The following is a 20,409-nucleotide window of genomic DNA, read 5'->3' on the forward strand; positions in this document are numbered from 1 at the left end:
CTGCACCACCATCCCCCACCAGAAAGCTCTTCCGCGTGACCGCTACGTCTCCCGTCGACTTCCATCCGCTCGCCGCATCCGTGCAGCCCGTCTTCGACACGGTGCTCTCCCGCAGCCCCTACGAGCCGGAGTTCCACCAGGCCGTCCACGAGGTGCTGCACTCGATCGCACCTGTGCTGGAGCGCCACCCGGAATACGTCGACGGCGGCATCCTCGAGCGACTCGTCGAGCCCGAGCGCCAGATCCTCTTCCGCGTGCCGTGGATCGACGACGCCGGCAGGCTGCAGGTCAACCGCGGCTACCGCATCCAGTTCTCCTCCGTGCTCGGCCCATACAAGGGCGGACTGCGCTTCCACCCCTCGGTGAACCTGTCGATCATCAAGTTCCTCGGTTTCGAGCAGATCTTCAAGAACGCGCTCACCGGCCAGGGCATCGGCGGCGGCAAGGGCGGATCCGACTTCGACCCGCACGGAAAGTCCGACGCCGAGGTCATGCGCTTCTGCCAGTCGTTCATGAACGAGCTCTACCGTCACCTCGGCGAGCACACCGATGTGCCCGCGGGCGACATCGGCGTCGGCGGCCGCGAGATCGGCTACCTCTTCGGCCAGTACCGCAAGGTCACCAACCGCCACGAGTCCGGCATGTTCACCGGCAAGGGGACGGGGTGGGGCGGTGCAGAGGTGCGCACCGAGGCCACCGGGTACGGCGCGGTGTTCTTCGCGCAGGAGATGCTCGCCGTGCACAGCGACTCCCTCACCGGCAAGCGCGTGGGCATCTCGGGATCGGGCAACGTCGCGATCTACGCGATCCAGAAGGCCACCCAGCTCGGCGCCACCGCGGTGACGGCCTCGGACTCCTCCGGCTACGTCGTCGACGACGCCGGGATCGACCTCGACCTGCTGCGTCAGATCAAGGAGGTCGAGCGCGCCCGCATCGTCGAGTACGCCAACCGCCGCCCGAGCGCCCGCTTCGTCGAAGGCGGCAGCGTGTGGGAGGTCCCGGTCGACATCGCCGTCCCCTCCGCCACCCAGAACGAGGTCAGCCTCGCCGATGCCCAGGCCCTGATCGCGAACGGCGTGCGCGCCGTGTCCGAGGGCGCGAACATGCCGTGCGTGCCGGATGCGGTCGAGGCGTTCCAGAAGGCCGGTGTGCTGTTCGCCCCCGGAAAGGCCGCGAACGCCGGTGGCGTCGCCACCTCCGCGCTCGAGATGAGCCAGAACGCCTCGCGTCAGCGCTGGAGCTTCGGCGACAGCGAGAACAAGCTGCGCGAGATCATGGCCGACATCCACGATGCGGCCTTCGACGCCGCGGAGCGCCACGATGTCGCGGGCGACTACGTCGCCGGAGCCAACATCGCCGGCTTCGAGCGCGTCGCCGCGGCGATGCTCGCCCAGGGTGTCATCTGACCCCTTCCTCGACACAGGTTCCTCGAAACAGAAGAGCCGCCTCCCTTCCGGGGAGGCGGCTCTTCTCGTGTCGGGATGTCGGGTCAGCTCTCGTCGACCGGCACCTTGACGACCTTGTTGTATCCGGTCACCGCCTGGTTCTCGTCGAAGGCGACGACCTTCTTGCGGAAGCCCTTCGTGATGATGGCGAGGTAGACGACCCCGATCGCGGTCCACACCAGGCCACCGCGCAGGGCGTCTTCGTGCAGGTTCGCCCAGAGCAGACCCGTGAGCACCATGCCGATACCGGGCATCACGATGAAGCTGAAGATGTCGCCGGGAGTCTTGCGACGGCCCTTGCGGATCGCGAACCACGCGATCACCGAGATGTTCACGAAGGTGAAGGCGATCAGCGCGCCGAAGTTGATCCACGCGGCGATCAGCTCGAGGGTGAACGGGATGGCCAGCAGCGAGATGGCGCCGACCAGCACGATGTTGAAGGTCGGGGTGTGGGTGCGCGGATTGATGTAGCCGAACGCCCGCTGCGGCAGCACGTTGTTGCGGCCCATCACCAGCAGCATCCGCGACACCGAGGCGTGCGAAGCCAGGCCAGAGGCGAGGGTGGCGCAGAAGCCGGCCGCTGTCAGCACCGCCATGAGCACGGGGCCGCCGACCAGGTTGCCGATGACCGGCAGCGTGGAGTCCTCGACGAACTGCATGTCGCCGCCCGGCGCGAACTCGTTCCAGTCGGGGAAGCGCAGCTGCGTGAGGTAGCCGGAGATGAGGAAGATCGCGCCTCCCAGAAGCACCGTCAGCAGGATGGCCTTGGGCATGATCTTCGGGTCCTTGGCTTCTTCCGCGTACATCGTCACGGCGTCGAAGCCGATGAACGAGAAGCACACGATCGTGGCGCCCATCAGCACCGCACTCATCGTGGCGCCGTCGTGGAAGAACGGGGTCATCGAGGCCACGGTCGCGGCACCCTCGCCGCGCATCAGCTGTGCGATCACCATCACCACGAAGACGACCATCACGATGATCGAGAAGATGAGCAGGATCATGTTCAGGTTCGAGGTGCCGCGCATCGTGAGGTAGATGATGCTCGTCACGAGGATGCAGTACAGCACGACCCAGATCCACCCGGGGATCTCGGGGAAGAGCGCCTCGAGATAGCTGCGGATGATGAGGCAGTTCACCATCGGCAGCAGCACGTAGTCGATCAGCGACGTCCAACCGACCATGAAGCCGAGGTTCGGATGGATCGACTCGCGCACGTAGGTGTAGGCGGATCCGGCACTCGGGATCGCGCTGGAGATCTTGCCGTAGCTGATGGCGGTGAAGACCATCACGACCAGCGCGACCAGGTACGCCGCCGGAACGACGTTGTCGGTGTCACGGGCAACCATGCCGAAGGTGTCGAAGACGACCGTCGGTGTCATGTAGCCGAGCCCGAGCCCGACGATGGCCCACAACCCCAGATTTCGTCGGAGCGTCCCTCCGCCTTGCGCCAGCGGCTTCGTCTTCGTTGCCATGGGTACTCCTCGGGGAACAGCGCATGGGTCGGACTTCGGATCGTCCGACGCTGAGGAACAGTATGGACCGGAGGTAATCGCCAGCGCTACGACGAATTCGGTTCGAAATACGCTTTTAACAATCCAATGGACAGCGGGATTCGAAGATGAGGGCCCGAGTCACCACCCTTCGGTCAGCACCCTGTCCAGCATCGCGACGACATGATCGGCACTGTGCGCCGTGAGGCACAGCGGTGGTTTGATCTTCAGGACGTTGGACCGCTCGGATGTCGTCAGCACGATCACACCGAGTTCACGCATCCGCTCGCAGATCGCCGCGGCCTCGGCGGCCGCCGGTTCCATGGTGTCGCGGTCACGGACGAGTTCGACACCGAGATACAGCCCCTCGCCGTGGACGACGCCGATCAGCGGATGCCGGTCGGCGAGGCCCCGAAGGCCCTCGGCGAGGCGCGCGCCGATCACTGCCGCGTTGTGCTGCAGCCCCTCCTCGGCCATCGCATCGAGCACCGCGATGCCGACCCGGCAGCTGAGCGTGCTGCCGCCGGCGGAGGAGAAGAACTGGCCCTGCGTCGACAGCGCGTCCGCGATGCGCTTCGAGGTGATGACCCCGCCGATCGGGAATCCGTTGCCCATCGGCTTCGCGATCGTGATGATGTCGGGCACCACCTCTGCGAGCTCGAACCCCCAGAAGGCGGACCCCATCCGCCCGAAGCCGACCTGCACCTCATCGGCGATGCACACCCCGCCCGCCGCCCTGATCTGCGCGTAGGCCCCGGCGAGATAACCGTCGGGGAGCACCACGCCCCCCGCGTTGCCGAGGATCGACTCGCACAGGAACGCCGCGACCTCCCGTCCCTCCTCCCGCAGCCGATCGAGATCGGTCGCGAGGTCGGCGAGATAGGCGTCGGCGACGTCCGCACCCCGGTACGTGCCGCGGAAGCGGTTGGGCACATCGGCGATGTGCACCCAGTCCGGGCGCGTGGCGAGCGCGAAGGGGTTGTCATAGGCGCTGGTGGTCACCGCATCGCTCGCCATCGTCCAGCCGTGATAGGCCTCTCGCAGCGCGACGACCGTGCGACGACCGGTCGCCGCCTGCGCCAGACGGATGGCGAGATCGACCGCCTCCGAGCCGCTGTTGACCAGCAGCACCGTGTCGAGGTCGCTGCCTTCCGGCATCAGGGCGAGAAGTCGTTCGCTGTACTCCGCGAGGTCGCGGAACAGGAAGCGGGAGTTCGTGGCGAGAGTCCGCAGCTGGCGGTCCGCGGCGTCCGCGACCTTCGGATGGGCGTGGCCGAGACCTGCGACGTTGTTGACCATGTCGACGTACGTGCGCGCGGTGGTGTCGATCAGGTGGTGCTGCCAGCCGCGTTCGATCTGCGGGGGACGCTCGTAGTAGCGCTCCTGCGCCGCAGCGAAGATCCTCTCGCGACGGCCGAGCTCCGCCGCGGCATCGTCATGCTGCGTGAAGGAGGGTAGCCCGAGGACGGGTGCGGGGTCGGCGCTCAGCCGGCTCCACGCCGGGACGCGGTCGGGGGCGACCAGGGCTGCGCCGTCCGCCTGTTGCTCCGGAGCATCGTCTCGCCGGATGCCCACCGTCAGCCGCCGCGGTTCGAAAGCTGCGGCGAGCCACCCCACGGTCTCGCCGGCGCCCACAGGACGCTCACGGCGCTCCTCCGCATCGAGTCCCGTGATCTCGAGCACCCAGTCGTGGCCGCCGCCAGGACCGTCGAGGTCGAGGATGAGCCGAGCGGTCCCGCCCCGTTGCGTCACACGCCCACTCGCGGGCGCCGCCACCCGCGCCCGGGGCCCCGGAGGGAAGTGCAGTTCGCAGGCGGTCGCCCAGGTCTGCCCCGGCTCCGCGTCGTCGACGCGCGCTCGCGTCAGCCGGAACGCGCCGTACGGCATCACCGCCACGGCGACCCCGAGCTCGATCGCCTCGGCGATCAGCTCCTCCTCCGCGTCCTCCCGGAGCCAGCGCCCGCCGTCGAGGGCTGCGGACTCGACTCCGGGATCGATCACGGCGACGCGGCCGGTGAGATCCGGCAGCAGCGAGGCGAGAGGGGCGACCTCCGCCTCCGCCGCCAGATCCGCCGCATCGAAGCCGCCTTCGTCGATTCCGATCGCGACGAGCACGTGCTCGGTCATCTCGACCAGCGGCAGCAGGGTCGCGGCGTCGAAGATCGCCTGCTCGCCCGCGATCCGCTCCCGTGCGTAGTCGTTGTCGCCGTCGATCTCGAGCTGACGCCACCCGCTCGCCACCAGCAGCGCGGCGCGCAGCACCACGAGAGGCCAGACCGCTCTGGCCTCCGCCACGCTCAGCGGGGCATCCCGGTGGAAGGCGGCGATCGTCTCGATCACGCGCAGCGGCCGCTCAGGCTCGTGGTGCAGCATCGACGATGCGCACACCGCAAGCTCGGCCACGCGCCATCCGAGTCCGAGATCGCCCAGATCGAGGACCGTGTGCGGATGCAGGCGGGAATCGTCGCCCCGCGTGCCCATCACGTTGTCGTCGGTGAGGTCGCCGTGGATCGCCTGCACCGGAAGGCCCACGGCGAGCGGGGCGAGAGCGGCATCCGCCTTCGCCGCCGCACGCAGCACGCGCCCTCGCAGTGCGGCGTCGGCGATGGACGGTGCGAGTGCCGTGGTCTGCTCGTGCGCGACGCGCATGTCCCACATCTGCGGGCGATCGAGACCGGGATGACGGAGGGGCGCCAGCGCATTCACGGAAGCGGCGGCGAGCGCCCCGAACTCGGCGAGCACCACCGGGGCGAGATACCCCGCATCCACCAGCGGCTCACCCAGGGCGAACTCGCTGCGCCGCACGGCGAATCCGTTCCAGCGCTGGGTGAGCGCACCGTCGAGACCCGGGAGCACCGCCGGCACCCGGACCCCCGCGTCGCGGTAGGCGTCGAGGGCGGCATGCTGCGCGTCGCGCGCCGCATCGCCGAACACCGCGTTGTCGATACGCAGCACGCTCTTCGCGCCGTCCTCCGCCGTGAGGAGGAAGTTCCGGTCCTGATTGCTGCCGAGCTCCTGCGCGCTCGCCGTGATCCCATAGCAGTCCAGGGCGATGCGCGCGGCATCCGCCGTGCTCACGTCGGGGCGGACCAGGCCCACTCCGCCCGTCATGCGCGGTGCTGCCGGTGGTGCGCGCCGTCGATGCTCACGTCGTGCGCATGCCGTGCGAGCGACGTGCCGTAGCGCTCGGTCAGCTGCACCATCAGGTCGGGGGTGTCGCGGTCGACACCGAACACATGCCCAGGGAAGTCGAGATCGGGCTGCGCCGCCGCGATCTCGGCCTCACGATCCGGCGAGAACAACTGCGCGGGGTCGCCGACGGCCACCCAGCCGATCGGGACGACGGTGCCCTCCGGCAGCACGGCACGACGGAGCACGATCGCATTGACGCGCACCTCACAGCGCGGCCCGATCAGCGCACCGTTGAACAGTCGCGACCCCGAGGCGAGGAACGTCTCCTCTCCGACGGTCGCGCCCGCGATGCTGGACAGCGTGCCGATCAGGGTGTGCGACCCGATGTGCACGGCGTTCGCCGCCGTGGCGCGGATGAGCGCGTTCTCCATCACGATGACGTGCTCACCGAGGGTGATCGCTCCTCCCTCGGCGGTGATCACGGCGCCGTGCAGCACCTGGCAGCCCGGCCCGATCTCGACGTCGCCGGAGATCACGGCGGTGGGGGCGATGACGGCGGTGTCATGGACGCGGGGCCGAGCCCCGAGGTGCTCGTACAACATGCCGCCAGACTAGTCCCGCGGCCGCGGCGGCGCGCTACTCGGACGCAGTCGGCTCAGGGAAGATCGCAGTGAACAGCTGACCGACCCATTCGAGCAGCTGCGCGTCGGGAAGCGGCTCGAGCCCCACGCCGACGGCGGCGGGGACCGTGGGCATCGGCACGACCAGCGCCTCTCCCCCTGCCACGAGCTTCGCCTTCGGGTAGAGCCGCTGCAGCCGTACCTTGATCGAATCCTCGAGCCGGGCGGGCGCGATGCGCAGATTCGACCCCATCACCACGACGTCCGTCAGGCCCGCACGCGCGGCGCGCCGGCGCAGGCGCGATATCGCCAGCAGCCCCTCGACCTCTTCCGGCGGCGTTCCGTACCGGTCGACGAGCTCTTCGATGACCAGGTCGATCGCGTCGTCCTTGGCCGTCGCCGCCGAGGCGGCGGAGAGCTTCTGGTAGGCCTCCAGGCGCAGCCGCTCACTGTCGATGTAGTACTCGGGGATGCGCGCGTCGAGGGGAAGCTCGAGACGCAGTTCCTGCCCCGTCTCGACCTCGTCGCCGCGGAAGGTCGCCACCGCCTCGCCGATCATGCGCAGATACAGGTCGAACCCGACGCCCGCGATATGACCGGCCTGCTCGGCGCCGAGCAGGTTGCCCGCGCCGCGCAGCTCGAGGTCCTTCAGGGCGACCTGCATGCCGGAGCCCAGGTCGTTGTTGACCGCGATGGTCTGCAGCCGGTCGGCGGCGGTCTCGCTCAGCGGCTTCATCTCGTCGTACAGGAAGTACGCGTACGCGCGCTCGCGCCCTCGCCCGACGCGCCCGCGCAGCTGGTGCAGCTGGCTGAGTCCGTACTTGTCGGCGCGGTCGATGATGATCGTGTTCGCGTTCGCGATGTCGAGACCCGTCTCGATGATCGTCGTCGAGACGAGCACGTCGAACTTGCGCTCCCAGAAGTCGTCGACGACCTGTTCGAGCTGGTGCTCGCCCATCTGTCCGTGCGCGACGGCGATCCTGGCTTCGGGCACGAGTTCGGCGAGCTCGCTCGCGACGCGCTGAATCGACTGCACGCGGTTGTGCACGAAGAAGATCTGCCCCTCGCGGAGGATCTCGCGACGGATCGCCGCGGCCATCTGCTTGTCGCTGCGCGGACCGACGAAGGACAGGATCGGATGCCGGTCCTCGGGCGGAGTCGCCAGCGTCGACATCTCACGGATGCCGGTCACCGCCATCTCGAGCGTGCGCGGGATCGGGGTGGCGCTCATGGCGAGGATGTCGACGTTGGTCTTCATCTTCTTGAGCGCGTCCTTGTGCTCGACGCCGAAACGCTGCTCCTCGTCGATGATCATCAGACCGAGGTCTTTGAACATCACCTGGTCGGTGAGGATGCGGTGGGTGCCGATCACCATGTCGACGGACCCCTCCAGCAGACCCTGCAGAGTGAGCCGCGCCTCCTTGTCGGTCTGGAAGCGCGACAGCGGCCGCACCTTGACCGGGAAACCGGCGAAGCGCTCGGTGAACGTCTCGAGGTGCTGCTTCACGAGCAGCGTCGTCGGCACCAGCATCGCCACCTGTTTGCCGTCCTGGATCGCCTTGAAGGCGGCCCGGACGGCGACCTCGGTCTTGCCGAAGCCGACATCTCCCGAGAGCAGGCGGTCCATCGGGATGGGCCGTTCCATGTCGGCCTTGATCTCGTCGATCGTCTGCAACTGGTCCAGGGTCTCCGCGAACGGGAACGCCTCCTCCAGCTCGCGCTGCCATGGCGTGTCAGGGCCGAAGGCATGGCCCTTGGCGCTCATCCGCGCGGAATAGAGCTTCACGAGCTCGACCGCGATGTCGCGGACGGCCTTGCGGGCCTTGCCCTTGGCCTGCGACCAGTCGCTGCCGCCCATCTTCGACAGGGTCGGGGCCTCGCCGCCGACGTACTTCGAGAGCAGGTCGAGCTGATCCGTGGGCACGAACAGCTTGTCGCCCGGGTACCCGCGCTTGGACGGCGCGTATTCGAGCACGAGGTAGTCGCGGATCGACTTGGTGGCGTTGCGCCCGCCGGTAGACACCTCGCGCTGGGTCATCTCCACGAAGCGGCCGATGCCGTGGGTCGCGTGCACCACGAAGTCGCCCTGCTTGAGCTGCAGCGGGTCGACGACGTTCTTGCGCCGCGATGCGAGCTTCTTGACGACGCGCTGGTCGCCACCGATCGTGCGACCGTAGAACTCGTTGTCGGTGAGCACGGCGAGCTTCGCCTCGGCCACCTGGAAGCCGGCCTCGACGGATCCGGTGACCAGCGTGGCGACACCACCCTCCGGCGCCTCGGTGAGCGTCTCGACCACACGGGCCGCCAGTCCCCGGTCGGCGAGCACGTCGCGTGCGCGGTCGACCAGGCCGTGACCGGCGGCGATCACGACCACGCGCCAGCCGTCGGTGACCTTCGCCTCGACGAAGGAGATCGCGCCGTCGACGTTGCCGTGGAAGGAGGGGATGACGGCGGCGCCGAGGTTGGTGGCCTCCGCATCGCCTTCGCCGAGTCCGGCGCCGAACGGGCTGAGCCGCCACCACACGCCGCCCCGGTCGCGCACCACCTCGCGGAGGTCGGCGATCGTCAGGAAGTCGCCGGCGCCCAGATCGATGGGCGCGGAGGCGCCGGAGGTGGCCGCGCTCCAGGCAGCATCCAGGAACTCGCGGTTCGTGTCGCCCAGGGTGATCGCACGTGCGGTCGCGCGCTCGGGGTCGATGACCGCCGTGGCGCTTCCGGAGGGCAGATACTCGGCGAGCGACTTCAACGGGCCGGCGACGGCGGGCAGCAGCGACTCCATGCCCTCGACCGGGATGCCCTCGGCCATCTTCTCGAGCATTCCGGAGATCGCCGGGAAGCCGCCGACGAGCGCGCGGGCGCGCTCGCGGACCTCTGCCGTGAGCAGCAGTTCGCGGGTCGGAGGAAGGTCGACGCTCGCGACATCGCCCGGGAGCGAGCGCTGGTCGGCGACCGAGAACGCACGGATCTGGTCGATCTCGTCGCCGAAGAACTCGATGCGGTACGGGTGCTCGGAGGTGGGAGGGAAGACGTCGAGGATGCCGCCGCGCACCGCGAACTCGCCGCGCCGCGACACCATGTCTACGCGCGAGTAGGCGCGCTCGACCAGCTGCTCGACCACGCGGTCGAGTTCGTGTCCTCGGCTGCCGGCGGCGAGCTCGAGCGGGGCGATCTCGCCCAGGTTGCCCGCGATCGGCTGGAGAGCAGCCCGCACCGATGCCACGACGACGAGCGGGTGATCCCCCGACCACTCCGCGATCCGTCGCAGCGTCTGCAGGCGCTGCCCGACGGTGTCGGGGCTCGGGCTGAGGCGCTCGTGCGGCAGCGTCTCCCAGGCGGGGAAGGTGAGGATGTCGGCGTCGGGCAGATAGGCGTGCATCGCCAGCGCGAGGCTCTCGGCCCGCCTGCCCGTCGGCACGACGGCGAGGAGGGCGGCCGGGTGTCCTGCCGCCGTCCGCTTCTCGAGCAGGCCGGCGAGCGCCGGGGCGTCGAGCCCGTCGACCAGGCCGAGGTCGGCATCGGTGCGCGCCCAGCTGAGGGCGTCACGGTACAGAGACGCCTCTTCCAAGGCGCGCAGAATCCCCGGAACAGTCACCGGATAAGACTAGTCGCGCCCACGGACACTCCGGCCGCTGCCCCTGCCACGGGTGCGCACCTCAATAGGCTGTCGGGATGGATTCCGTCGCCCTCACCACCGAACGCCTCGTCCTGCGCCCCCCGACGGAGGGCGACATCGATGCGATCACCGCCGCCTGCCAGGACCCGGAGATCGGGCGCTGGACCACGGTGCCGAGCCCGTATGCACGCGAGGACGCCGAGGAGTTCGTGCGCCTCATCGCGGGGTGGTGGGCCGACGGCTCGGAGGTCGTCTGGGCGATGTACGCCGACGACCTGCTCGTGGGCATGATCGGTCTGCACAACATCGCCGACCACTTCACGGGCGCTGCCGCCGAGCTCGGCTATTGGGTGACGGCCGACGCCCGGGGCCGGGGGTATCTCACGGAGGCCGCCCGCGCGGTGCTCGACTGGGGCTTCGGCGAGCTCGGGCTCGTCCGCATCCGCTGGCAGGCCGTCGTCGGGAACATCCCCTCGGCCCGCGCCGCCCGCGCTCTCGGCTTCCGCTACGAGGGCCTCCAGCGGCAGGCGCTCACGAGCCCCCGCGGTCGCGACGACGGATGGATGGCCGCTCTGCTGCCGGACGACGACCGCACGCCGGTGGACTGGCCGGTGCTCTGAGGCGCGAGCGCACCGGGTACGAGCCCGAGGAGCGACAGGTCACCAGGTGACAGTGTCGGCGGCCGATGACAGGATGAACGCATGCCGGAGATGCCGGAGGTCCAGGGCCTGACCGCCTTTCTCGCCGAACGTGCCGTCGGGCGCACGATCACCCGCGCGACCGTCTCGGCGATCGCCGCGCTGAAGACCTACGATCCGCCGATCACCGCGCTGCAGCAGGCCACGATCACGGCGTCCGCTCGCCTCGGGAAGTTCGTGGTGCTCTCCTGCGGCGACGACCTGCACCTGGTGTTCCACCTCGCCAAGGCCGGGTGGCTGCGCTGGTACGAGACGCTCCCTGCGACGCTCATCAAACCCGGCAAGTCGCCCATCGCCCTGCGCATCGCGCTCGACGACGGCAGCGGCTTCGACCTCACCGAGGCGGGAACGAAGAAGTCGCTCGCGGTCTACGTGGTGCGCGATCCGCACGACGTGCCCGGCATCGCGCGACTCGGCCCCGACCCCCTCGACTCCTCCTTCACCCGCGACGCGTTCGCGGCCCTGCTCGAGGATCGGCGCATGCAGATCAAGGGGCTGCTGCGCGATCAGGCGGTGATCGCCGGCATCGGCAACGCCTACTCCGATGAGATCCTGCATGCCGCACGCATGTCGCCGTATGCGATCGCCGGAAAGCTCGACGATGCCGAGATCGACCGTCTGTTCACCGCCATGCGCGAGACGCTCGGCGAGGCGGTGGCCGCAGCCTCCGGCAAGCCCCCCGCCGACCTGAAAGACGCCAAGCGCCGAGGGATGCAGGTGCATGCACGCCGCGGCGAGGCCTGCCCGGTGTGCGCAGACACGGTGCGCAGCGTGTTCTTCGCCGACCGCTCTCTCGAGTACTGCCCCACGTGCCAGACCGGCGGCAAGGTGCTCGCCGACCGGCGTCTGTCCCGACTGCTCAAGTGACGGCGGGCGATCGGAGGGCGCCGATCCATGTCTTGGAATGAAATGCGCGCAGACACGTTGAGTACACTCAGAGCAACAACGTGCTCCGGGGTCGGTGGGAATCCGAACCGGCGGTGACAGTCCGCGAGCGTCTCGAGAGATCGGGATGCCGATCCGGTGGAATTCCGGGACCGACGGTGATGCGAGGGAGACCTCGCTAGTCCGGAAGGGAGGCAGCACGAGACGCATCCGTGCGTCCGTTCCGCCATCCCTGTCTGACCCCGGAGCCTCAGAGGAGGACGACGGATGGCAGTGAACGCGGCAGAGCGCAACGCGATGGATCGCGCGCTCCACCTCGCCGCCCGAGGACCGCGCGGGGCGAACCCGCAGGTCGGCGCGGTCATCCTCTCCCCCGACGGCACGGTCCTCGCCGAGGGCTGGCACCATGGCGCCGGCACCCCGCACGCCGAGGTCGACGCGCTCTCGAAGCTCGCCCCTGGCGAAGCCCGCGGCACCACCGCCGTCGTGACCCTGGAGCCGTGCAACCACACCGGCCGCACGGGGCCCTGTGCCGTGGCACTCATCGAAGCGGGGATCGCCCGGGTGGTCTACGCACTCGATGACCCCGGCGCCGTCTCGGGCGGCGGTGCGGAGCGTCTGCGGTCCGCGGGTGTCGACGTCGAAGCGGGCGAGCAGGCCGATGCCGCGCACGCCCTGATCGCCGGATGGCTCACGGCCCAGCGCCTCGGACGCCCGCAGATCACCGTCAAGTGGGCGCAGAGCCTCGACGGGCGCGCCGCCGCCGACGACGGCTCCAGCCAGTGGATCACGGGTCCCGCAGCCCGCGCCGACGTGCATCGCCGCCGCGCGGAAGCCGATGCCATCGCGGTCGGCACCGGAACCGTGCTCGCCGACGATCCGGCCCTCACCGCCCGCGACGGCGACGCCCTGCTGCCGCACCAGCCGATCCCGGTGGTCATCGGGTCGCGGCCCACCCCTGCCGACGCCGCGGTGCACCGGCATCCGCACTCCCCCCTGTTCTTCGACACGCACGATCTGCACACGGTCGTCGCCGACCTGCATGCCCGCGGGGTGCAGAACCTGTTCGTGGAGGGCGGTCCGACGCTCGCCAGCGCCTTCCTCCAGGCCGGGCTCGCCGACCGCCTGCTCGTCTACATCGCGCCGGTGCTGCTCGGCGGCGGCCGCCTGGCCCTCACCGACATCGGTGTCGCATCCATCGGCGAGGCACGCCGCCTGACCATCGACGAATGGGTCCCCCTCGGGAGCGACCTGCTCGCGATCGCGCACCCTGCGCACGACGCACACCCGCGGAACGAAGGAGCAGCCTGATGTTCACCGGAATCATCGAGGAGATGGGCGAGATCACCGCGATCGCGCCTGCGGGCGACGGCTGGCGCCTGACCGTGCGCGCACCCCGCGCGGCAGCGGACGCCGTACACGGCGAGTCGATCGCGGTCTCCGGCGTGTGCCTGACCGTCGTCGGCTCGACCGCGGACACCTTCGACACCGACGTGATGAAGCAGACGCTCGACGTCGCCGCGATCGGGTCGGCGACGGTGGGCACCCGCGTCAACATCGAGAAGGCCATGCCGGTGGGGGCGCGACTGGGCGGGCACATCGTGCAGGGCCACGTCGATGGGGTCGGCGACGTGCTCGAGGTTCGACCGGGCGCCCAGTGGAGTGTGCTGCGCATCAGCCTGCCCGCCGACCTCGCCCCGCTCGTCGTCGACAAGGGTTCGATCTCGGTCGACGGCACGTCGCTGACCGTGAGCGCGGTGAGCGCACCCGCAGACCCCTCCCCCTGGTTCGAGATCTCGCTGATCCCGGAGACCCTGGCCGCGACCACCCTCGGCATCCGCGCCGTCGGCGACCGCGTGAACCTGGAGACCGACATCCTCGCCCGGCACGTCGAGCGCCTGCTCGCGTTCCGCGCCGCACCGGAAGGAGGCTCGCGATGAGCCTTTCCACGATCGCCGAGGCCCTGGAGGCGCTGCGCGCCGGGCGCCCCGTTCTCGTCGCCGACGACGAGAACCGCGAGAACGAGGGCGACGTCATCCTGTCGGCAGAGCTCGCGACGCCGGAGTGGGTGGCCTGGACGGTGCGCTGGTCGTCGGGATTCATCTGCGCTCCGATGCCGGCCGACCTCGCCGACCATCTGAACCTTCCGCCGATGGTGGCCGCCAGCGAAGACGCCCGCTCGACCGCGTACACCGTGAGCGTCGATGCCGCCCAGGGCGTCACCACCGGCATCAGCGCCCACGATCGCGCGCACACGCTGAACGTGCTGTCGAACCCGGAGTCGACGTCGACGAGCATCATCCGCCCGGGGCACGTGCTGCCGCTGAGGGCTGTCGACGGCGGCGTGCGCGAACGCAGCGGCCACACCGAGGCCGCCGTCGAGCTCATGAAGCTCGCCGGACTCCGACCGGTCGGCGCGATCGCCGAGGTCGTCGCGGAGGACGGCAGCATGATGCGCCTTCCCGGGCTGATCGAACTCGGTGCCCGTGACGGCGTGCCGGTGATCACCATCGAGCAGCTCATCGCCCACCTCAACGAGATCGACCCGGACGGAGCGACCCCGAGCGCGCACCGGGGCCGCCGGGTGAGTCTGCGTGCCGACGCGACGGTTCCCACCACGCACGGCACCTTCCGCTTCCTGGCCTACAAGGACCGCGTCACCGGCACCGACCACATCGCGGTCGTCTCGGGCGAGCTCAGTGAGACCGCGCTGGTGCGCGTGCACTCGGAGTGCCTGACCGGCGAGGCGTTCGGCTCGCTGAAATGCGAGTGCGGCCCCCAGCTCGACTCCGCGCTCGACGCGATCGAGAAAGAGGGCGGGATCGTGATCTACATGCGCGGGCACGAGGGGCGCGGGATCGGCCTCATCAACAAGCTGCGCGCGTACAGCCTGCAGGAGGAGGGCCTCGACACGGTCGATGCCAACCTCGCGCTGGGGCTGCCCGCCGACGCCCGCGACTACGCCGCGGCCGCCGGCATCCTCTCCGACCTGGGCGTGTCGAAGGTGCGTCTGCTGACGAACAACACCGACAAGGTCGCGCAGCTGCGTGAGCTCGGCCTCGACGTGATCGAGCAGGTGCCGCTGATCGTCGGAGTGGGACCCAACAACCATCAGTACCTGGAGACCAAGCGTGACCGCATGGGTCACATCATCGGCGAAGCGGAACTCGCAGAGGCGCTCGCCCACGGAGAGGACGACGAATGAGCGGCGCAGGAGCACCCGAGACCGGCAACATCGACGGACGGGGACTGAACGTCGTCATCGTCGCCGGCACCTGGCACGAGACGATCTCCAACGGCCTGATCGCCGGCGCGGAGCGTGTGCTGGATGAGGCGAAGGCCACGCACCGACTGGTGCGCGTGCCCGGCTCGTTCGAGCTCGCGATCGCCGCGCAGGCCGCGTTCGCCGGCGGAGCGGATGCGGTCGTCGCGCTCGGCGTGATCATCCGCGGAGGCACTCCGCACTTCGAGTACGTCTCGGCGGCGACCACCGACGGCCTCACCCGCGTCGCCCTCGATGCCGGCAAGCCTGTCGGATTCGGTGTGCTCACCCTCGACGACGAGCAGCAGGGTCTCGACCGCGCCGGTCTCGAAGGCTCCAAGGAGGACAAGGGCGCCGAAGCCGCCGATGCCGCGTTGCGGACGGCCCTGGTCACCCGGGAGCTGCGCGGCTGAGGTCAGCCTGCCCTTGCTAGCGCGGAAGGGCGCCGCACTCGTACGGTGAGGGTATGGAGACCCTCCGCCACATCGTGCTGTTCGTCCACCTCATCGGATTCGCCGTGCTCTTCGGCGCCTGGGCCGCCCAGGCATTCGGAGGCAAGCGGGAGTTCACCCGGCTGATGAACATCGGCATGGCGATCGCCGCGGTCGCCGGCCTCGCTCTCGCCGCACCGTGGGGGCTCTCCTACGAGCTCAACTACGTCAAGGTCGGCGTCAAGCTCGTGATCCTGCTCGTCATCGGCGCCTTGCTCGGTATCGGCCTGGCTCGTCAGCGCCGCGGAGCAGCCATCCCGTCCGCGGTGTTCTGGCTGGTCGGCATCCTCACCGCGGCCAATGCCGCGATCGCCGCGATCTGGCGCTGACCGCAGGATCCCGCGGCCTGAGCGCTTCCGCGACAGCGCGCGGAGTGAGTCGACTCAGCGCTTCCGCGGTGCCGCCGTGCTCTCGCGCACGATGAGCTCGGTGGCCACCAGCGGGGTCTGCTGCCGTTCGACGCCGTCGAGTTCCGCGAGGAGCGCGTCCACCGCGAGCGCTCCCACACGCTCCGGATGCTGCTGCACCGTCGTCAGCGGCGGCCACAGCTGCGCGGCATCGGGCAGGCCGTCGAACCCGACGATGCTGACGTCTTCCGGAACGTCGCGCCCGACCTCACGGAAGGCGCGCAGCACTCCGATCGCCATCTGGTCGTTCGCCGCGAACACGGCGGTGACCCCGTCGATCTCGCGCAGTTCCACACCGGCCGCGTAGCCGGATGCAGCGGTCCAATCGCCCGACAGAGGAGCCGGGACATCACGTCCGTGCCCTTCGAGGGTCTGCTGCCATGCTTCACGCCGACGCTCCGCGGAGTACGAGCGCGCGGGGCCGGTGACATGCCACACCGTGTCGTGCCCGAGCCCGAGCAGGTGCTCGGTCGCCAGACGCGCACCCTGCGCCTGGTCGGTGTCCACGAACGGGTGGGTGTCTCCGCGGTTCGAGTCGACGAACACGACCGGAAGCGCGTCGGGGATCTCGATGTCGGCCTCGTCGAGCTGATGAGCCTCGATCACGATGATGATGCCGTCGACCGCGTGTTCCTCCAGCCGTCGGAATGCTCCGGCCACCGTCTCACCGGCACTGGATTCGACGGGGATGAGGGTGAGGGCGTAGCCGAGCTGGGCGGCGCGCACGGCGATCGCATCGAGCGTGCGCTGGTTGCCGTACGAGCTGAACGAGAACATCACGACACCGATGGTGCGGAATCGCCCTGATCGTAGCGCTCGAGCGGCACTGTTGGGTCGATAGCCGAGGCTGTTCATGGCCGCTTCGACGCGCTCGCGCGTGGCGGCGCCGACGTATCCCCTGGCATTCACGACGCGGGACACCGTCTGACCGGAGACACCGGCCTCCCTGGCGACGTCTTCCATCGAGGGCTCGCGTCTGCGCGTCGACGTCTCTGTCGGATGCTCTGGGGTCACGATCACCCATCCCCTCATATGTTGACGTTGACACACTACCAGTCCATCCAATATGTTGACGTTGACACACGGCGCACGGTGCGCCCGAAACGTAAGAAGGACTCGTCGATGACGACTGAAATCCCCGCAGCCCTGGGTGCCCCCGGCATCCGGCGCCGCGACAAGCGCGACTGGAAGGGATGGGCCTTCGTCGGCCCGTTCATGGTCGTGTTCGCCCTGGTGTTCCTGACACCCCTCGCCTATGCGCTCTACCTGAGCTTCTTCCAGGAGAAGCTCATCGGCGGCACCGCTTTCGTCGGGCTGGACAACTACGCACGCGCACTCTCCGATCCGCAATTCTGGGAGGCGTTCGGCCGCGTGCTGGTCTTCCTCGTCGTGCAGGTGCCGATCATGCTGATCCTCGCGCTCGGAGCCGCTCTCGCCCTCGACAGCGCCCGCCTGCGCGGAGCATCCTTCTTCCGCATCCTGATCTTCCTGCCCTACGCCGTCCCCGCGGTGGTGGCGGTACTGATGTGGGGCTACATCTACGGAGACCAGTTCGGTCTCACGAGCAACATCAACGACTTCCTCGGGGTCGACGCGATCACCCCGTTCGCGAAGGAATGGATGCTGCTCTCGATCGGCAACATCGTCACGTGGGAGTTCGTCGGCTACAACATGCTGATCTTCTACTCCTCGCTCAAGACGATCCCGACCGACATGTACGAGGCCGCTTCCCTCGACGGCGCCGGGGCCTGGCGCACGATCTTCTCGATCAAGATCCCCTCCGTGCGCGGGGCGCTCGTGATCGCGACGATCTTCTCGATCATCGGGAGCTTCCAGCTCTTCAACGAGCCCAACATCCTGCGTCCGCTGGCACCGAACGTGATCACCACGTTCTTCACCCCGAACATGTACGCGTACAACCTGTCGTTCGCCGGGCAGCAGTTCAACTACGCCGCGACGATCGCCATCATCATGGGCGTCATCACCGCGGTCATCGCCTACGTCGTGCAGCTGCGCGGCTCGAAGTCGGAGGTGCGCTGACATGGCACTCCCCCTCGCCCGTCCCTCTCGCAGACGCCATGACCCGATGAATCCGCGTAAGTCCAACACGCTGCTCATCGTCATGATCCTGTACGCGCTGTACACCCTCGTCCCGCTGGTCTGGCTGCTGTTCAGCTCGACCAAGACGCAGGCCGGACTCTTCAGCTCGTTCGGGCTGTGGTTCGCCGACGACTTCGCCTTCATCGACAACCTCGTCGCCACGTTCTCCTACCGCGACGGCATCTTCCTGCGCTGGTTGGGCAACACCCTGCTGTACGTGGTGGTGGGTGCGGGAGGAGCGACGCTGCTGGCCACCATGGCGGGTTACGGACTCGCGAAGTTCCGCTTCCCCGGGCGCCGTGCGGTGTTCGCCGTGGTCCTGGGCGCCGTGGCCGTGCCCGGCACCGCCCTCGCGGTCCCGACCTTCCTGCTGTTCAGCGAGCTCGGACTGACCAACACCCCGTGGGCGGTGATCATCCCGTCGCTGATCAGCCCGTTCGGTCTGTACCTGATCTGGGTGTTCGCGTCCGAGTCGGTGCCCACCGAGCTGCTCGAAGCGGCCCGTATCGACGGTGCCGGCGAGTTCCGCACGTTCTTCACGATCTCGATGCGACTGCTCGCACCCGGCATCGTGACGGTCGCGCTGTTCACGGTGGTCGCCACCTGGAACAACTACTTCCTGCCCCTGATCATGCTGTCCGACCCCGCGTGGTATCCGCTCACCGTCGGGTTGAACCAGTGGAGCGCCCAGGCCATCGGGGCCGGATCCCAGCCCATCTACAACCTCGTGATCATGGGCTCGCTGCTCACGATCATCCCGATCGTCATCGCCTTCCTGCTGCTGCAGCGTTTCTGGCAGTCAGGTCTCACCGCGGGAAGCGTCAAGCAGTAGCTCCCCGCACCTCCCCTGCATCACCTCGGCGATCCGACGCTGGATCGCCCCTCCCGAAAGGACACAGCAATGAAGCACCTTCCCTCCCCGACGCGGCGCACCCTCGCGGTGCTGGCCGCGGGAACCGTGGCAGCGCTGGCGCTGGCCGGTTGCAGCACCGGCGGCGACACCGGTGCCGGCGGCAACGCGGGCTCCGGCTCCTTCGACTCCATCGAGGCTGCACTCGAGAAGGGCGGCGAGATCACGTACTGGTCGTGGACGCCGTCTGCCGAGGCGCAGGTCGAGGCTTTCCAGAAGGAATACCCCAACGTCAAGGTCAAGCTGGTGAACGCCGGGACCAACAACGAGGAGTACACCAAGCTGCAGAACGCGATCAAGGCGGGCTCCGGCGCCCCGGATGTCGTGCAGATCGAGTACTACGCCTTCCCGCAGTTCGGCCTGACCGACGCCTTCACCGACCTGTCCCAGTACGGTTTCGCGGACTTCGAGGACGACTACACCGCCTCGACCTGGAACTCGGTGACCGACGGCGACGCGATCTACGGTCTGCCGCAGGACTCCGGCCCCATGGCGCTGTTCTACAACAAGACGGTGTTCGACGCCGCCGGCGTCGCCGTGCCCACCACCTGGGACGAGTACTACGAGGCCGCCAAGGCGATCCACGCGGCGAACCCCGACGCGTACATCACCAACGACACGGGAGATGCAGGCTTCGCGACCTCGATGATCTGGCAGGCCGGCGGAAAGCCGTTCGAGACCTCGGGCACCGACGTCACGATCGACCTGCAGGACGCCGGGTCCGTGAAGTGGACCGAGAACTGGAACCGCCTCGTCGAGGAGGACCTGCTCGCACCGTACGGCAGCTGGAGCGACGAGTGGTTCCGCGCCCTGGGCGACGGCAGCCTCGCCAGCCTCGTGATCGGCGCATGGATGCCCGCGAACCTCATCTCTGGTGCCCCCGACGGTGCCGGAGACTGGCGCGTCGCGCCGATGCCGACGTACGACGGCGCCCCGGCGAGCGCGGAGAACGGCGGTGGCGGCCAGGCCGTCACGAAGCAGAGCAAGAACCCGGAGCTGGCTGCCGGATTCCTGTGGTGGCTGAACAACTCGGAGGAGAGCATCTCGATCTTCCTCGAGACCGGCGGCTTCCCCTCGACCACCGCTGAGCTGTCGAGCAAGGAGTTCCTCGCCGAGGCCCCGGAGTACTTCGGCGGTCAGAAGATCAACGAGGTCCTCGCCGCTGCGGCCGATGACGTGGTCGAGGGCTGGAGCTACCTGCCCTACCAGGTCTACGCGAACAGCATCTTCGGCGACACCGTCGGCCAGTCGTACCAGGACGGCACCGACCTGAACAAGGGCCTCACCGCCTGGCAGGACGCGCTGGTCGAGTACGGCAACGCGCAGGGCTTCAGCGTCAACAAGTGATACCCGCGG

At 68.9% G+C, this 20,409-nt stretch carries 16 protein-coding genes and 1 riboswitch; of the genes, 11 read left to right on the forward strand and 5 right to left on the reverse strand.

Going from position 1 to position 20,409, the window contains the following annotated elements; genetic code table 11:
* Positions 1 to 35: 35 nt before the first annotated feature.
* Positions 36 to 1,406, forward strand: a complete 1,371-nt coding sequence (gene gdhA / locus ACP699_RS05840; RefSeq protein WP_017828746.1) for an NADP-specific glutamate dehydrogenase — start codon at positions 36 to 38, stop codon at positions 1,404 to 1,406.
* Positions 1,407 to 1,489: 83 nt separating this feature from the next.
* Here gdhA and ACP699_RS05845 read toward each other — a convergent pair whose 3' ends face one another.
* The 4 genes from ACP699_RS05845 to mfd all read right to left on the reverse strand — a co-directional run bounded on the left by ACP699_RS05845 (position 1,490) and on the right by mfd (position 10,279).
* Positions 1,490 to 2,917, reverse strand: coding sequence for an APC family permease (locus ACP699_RS05845; RefSeq protein WP_235562436.1), 1,428 nt, complete (start codon positions 2,915 to 2,917; stop codon positions 1,490 to 1,492).
* A 159-nt stretch (positions 2,918 to 3,076) separates the two neighbouring features.
* Positions 3,077 to 6,046 (reverse strand): aminotransferase, encoded by a 2,970-nt coding sequence (locus tag ACP699_RS05850; RefSeq protein WP_426169939.1) that lies wholly within the window; start codon positions 6,044 to 6,046, stop codon positions 3,077 to 3,079.
* The gene (locus ACP699_RS05855) at positions 6,043 to 6,669 is read right to left on the reverse strand and encodes a gamma carbonic anhydrase family protein (protein WP_017828749.1); all 627 of its coding nucleotides are present in this window, start codon (positions 6,667 to 6,669) and stop codon (positions 6,043 to 6,045) included. The genes ACP699_RS05850 and ACP699_RS05855 overlap by 4 nt, the downstream gene beginning before the upstream one ends.
* A gap of 34 nt (positions 6,670 to 6,703) precedes the next feature.
* Positions 6,704 to 10,279 carry a transcription-repair coupling factor gene (gene mfd / locus ACP699_RS05860; RefSeq protein ID WP_426169942.1) on the reverse strand — a complete coding sequence of 1,192 codons (3,576 nt, stop codon included), beginning with the start codon at positions 10,277 to 10,279 and terminating at the stop codon, positions 6,704 to 6,706.
* 77 nt (positions 10,280 to 10,356) lie between these two features.
* On the opposite strand from mfd, the gene ACP699_RS05865 reads away from it, so the two are divergent.
* The 7 genes from ACP699_RS05865 to ACP699_RS05895 all read left to right on the forward strand — a co-directional run bounded on the left by ACP699_RS05865 (position 10,357) and on the right by ACP699_RS05895 (position 15,965).
* Entirely contained in the window at positions 10,357 to 10,920 is a 564-nt protein-coding gene (locus tag ACP699_RS05865; RefSeq protein WP_288968823.1) for a GNAT family N-acetyltransferase, read from the forward strand.
* 81 nt (positions 10,921 to 11,001) lie between these two features.
* Complete coding sequence (locus ACP699_RS05870; RefSeq protein ID WP_270410677.1) at positions 11,002 to 11,865, forward strand: Fpg/Nei family DNA glycosylase; 864 nt, start codon at positions 11,002 to 11,004, stop codon at positions 11,863 to 11,865.
* 77 nt (positions 11,866 to 11,942) lie between these two features.
* Positions 11,943 to 12,087: riboswitch (FMN riboswitch) on the forward strand.
* 63 nt (positions 12,088 to 12,150) lie between these two features.
* Positions 12,151 to 13,194: a bifunctional diaminohydroxyphosphoribosylaminopyrimidine deaminase/5-amino-6-(5-phosphoribosylamino)uracil reductase RibD gene (gene ribD, locus ACP699_RS05875; protein WP_426169947.1), complete on the forward strand. Its 1,044-nt coding sequence runs from the start codon at positions 12,151 to 12,153 to the stop codon at positions 13,192 to 13,194.
* Positions 13,194 to 13,823 (forward strand): riboflavin synthase, encoded by a 630-nt coding sequence (locus tag ACP699_RS05880; RefSeq protein ID WP_055864704.1) that lies wholly within the window; start codon positions 13,194 to 13,196, stop codon positions 13,821 to 13,823. Before ribD ends, ACP699_RS05880 begins: the two co-directional genes overlap by 1 nt.
* On the forward strand, positions 13,820 to 15,088 hold the full coding sequence (locus ACP699_RS05885; protein WP_055864707.1) for a bifunctional 3,4-dihydroxy-2-butanone-4-phosphate synthase/GTP cyclohydrolase II: 1,269 nt from the start codon (positions 13,820 to 13,822) through the stop codon (positions 15,086 to 15,088). Before ACP699_RS05880 ends, ACP699_RS05885 begins: the two co-directional genes overlap by 4 nt.
* Positions 15,085 to 15,558 carry a 6,7-dimethyl-8-ribityllumazine synthase gene (gene ribH, locus ACP699_RS05890; RefSeq protein WP_055864713.1) on the forward strand — a complete coding sequence of 158 codons (474 nt, stop codon included), beginning with the start codon at positions 15,085 to 15,087 and terminating at the stop codon, positions 15,556 to 15,558. The genes ACP699_RS05885 and ribH overlap by 4 nt, the downstream gene beginning before the upstream one ends.
* Before the next feature lie 53 nt (positions 15,559 to 15,611).
* Positions 15,612 to 15,965, forward strand: coding sequence for a hypothetical protein (locus ACP699_RS05895; protein ID WP_017828757.1), 354 nt, complete (start codon positions 15,612 to 15,614; stop codon positions 15,963 to 15,965).
* 54 nt (positions 15,966 to 16,019) lie between these two features.
* Here the strand turns inward: ACP699_RS05895 and ACP699_RS05900 are convergent, their stop codons facing one another.
* Entirely contained in the window at positions 16,020 to 17,006 is a 987-nt protein-coding gene (locus ACP699_RS05900; RefSeq protein ID WP_082524335.1) for a LacI family DNA-binding transcriptional regulator, read from the reverse strand.
* Positions 17,007 to 17,165: 159 nt separating this feature from the next.
* Here ACP699_RS05900 and ACP699_RS05905 point away from each other — a divergent pair, with 159 nt between their 5' ends.
* The 3 genes from ACP699_RS05905 (at position 17,166) to ACP699_RS05915 (ending at position 20,400) form a co-directional block, all read left to right on the forward strand.
* The gene (locus ACP699_RS05905; protein ID WP_017828770.1) at positions 17,166 to 18,083 is read left to right on the forward strand and encodes a carbohydrate ABC transporter permease; all 918 of its coding nucleotides are present in this window, start codon (positions 17,166 to 17,168) and stop codon (positions 18,081 to 18,083) included.
* Between the two features lie 46 nt (positions 18,084 to 18,129).
* Positions 18,130 to 18,975, forward strand: coding sequence for a carbohydrate ABC transporter permease (locus ACP699_RS05910; RefSeq protein ID WP_017828771.1), 846 nt, complete (start codon positions 18,130 to 18,132; stop codon positions 18,973 to 18,975).
* 69 nt (positions 18,976 to 19,044) lie between these two features.
* Complete coding sequence (locus ACP699_RS05915) at positions 19,045 to 20,400, forward strand: ABC transporter substrate-binding protein (RefSeq protein WP_426169954.1); 1,356 nt, start codon at positions 19,045 to 19,047, stop codon at positions 20,398 to 20,400.
* Positions 20,401 to 20,409: the final 9 nt, after the last annotated feature.

Source organism: Microbacterium sp. DWRC1-3 (assembly GCF_049896645.1).
In the GTDB taxonomy this organism is placed as follows: Bacteria; Actinomycetota; Actinomycetes; order Actinomycetales; family Microbacteriaceae; genus Microbacterium; species Microbacterium maritypicum.

Bases quoted from the DNA above. Each gene is read 5' to 3' on its own strand.
- ACP699_RS05845 (WP_235562436.1), bottom strand. From the start codon at position 2,917: ATGGCAACGAAGACGAAGCCGCTGGCGCAAGGCGGAGGGACGCTCCGA.
- ACP699_RS05850 (WP_426169939.1), bottom strand. From the start codon at position 6,046: ATGACGGGCGGAGTGGGCCTGGTCCGCCCCGACGTGAGCACGGCGGAT.
- ACP699_RS05855 (WP_017828749.1), bottom strand. From the start codon at position 6,669: ATGTTGTACGAGCACCTCGGGGCTCGGCCCCGCGTCCATGACACCGCC.
- ACP699_RS05865 (WP_288968823.1), top strand. From the start codon at position 10,357: ATGGATTCCGTCGCCCTCACCACCGAACGCCTCGTCCTGCGCCCCCCG.
- ACP699_RS05870 (WP_270410677.1), top strand. From the start codon at position 11,002: ATGCCGGAGATGCCGGAGGTCCAGGGCCTGACCGCCTTTCTCGCCGAA.
- ribD (WP_426169947.1), top strand. From the start codon at position 12,151: ATGGCAGTGAACGCGGCAGAGCGCAACGCGATGGATCGCGCGCTCCAC.
- ACP699_RS05880 (WP_055864704.1), top strand. From the start codon at position 13,194: ATGTTCACCGGAATCATCGAGGAGATGGGCGAGATCACCGCGATCGCG.
- ACP699_RS05885 (WP_055864707.1), top strand. From the start codon at position 13,820: ATGAGCCTTTCCACGATCGCCGAGGCCCTGGAGGCGCTGCGCGCCGGG.
- ribH (WP_055864713.1), top strand. From the start codon at position 15,085: ATGAGCGGCGCAGGAGCACCCGAGACCGGCAACATCGACGGACGGGGA.
- ACP699_RS05895 (WP_017828757.1), top strand. From the start codon at position 15,612: ATGGAGACCCTCCGCCACATCGTGCTGTTCGTCCACCTCATCGGATTC.
- ACP699_RS05900 (WP_082524335.1), bottom strand. From the start codon at position 17,006: ATGGAAGACGTCGCCAGGGAGGCCGGTGTCTCCGGTCAGACGGTGTCC.
- ACP699_RS05905 (WP_017828770.1), top strand. From the start codon at position 17,166: ATGACGACTGAAATCCCCGCAGCCCTGGGTGCCCCCGGCATCCGGCGC.
- ACP699_RS05910 (WP_017828771.1), top strand. From the start codon at position 18,130: ATGAATCCGCGTAAGTCCAACACGCTGCTCATCGTCATGATCCTGTAC.
- ACP699_RS05915 (WP_426169954.1), top strand. From the start codon at position 19,045: ATGAAGCACCTTCCCTCCCCGACGCGGCGCACCCTCGCGGTGCTGGCC.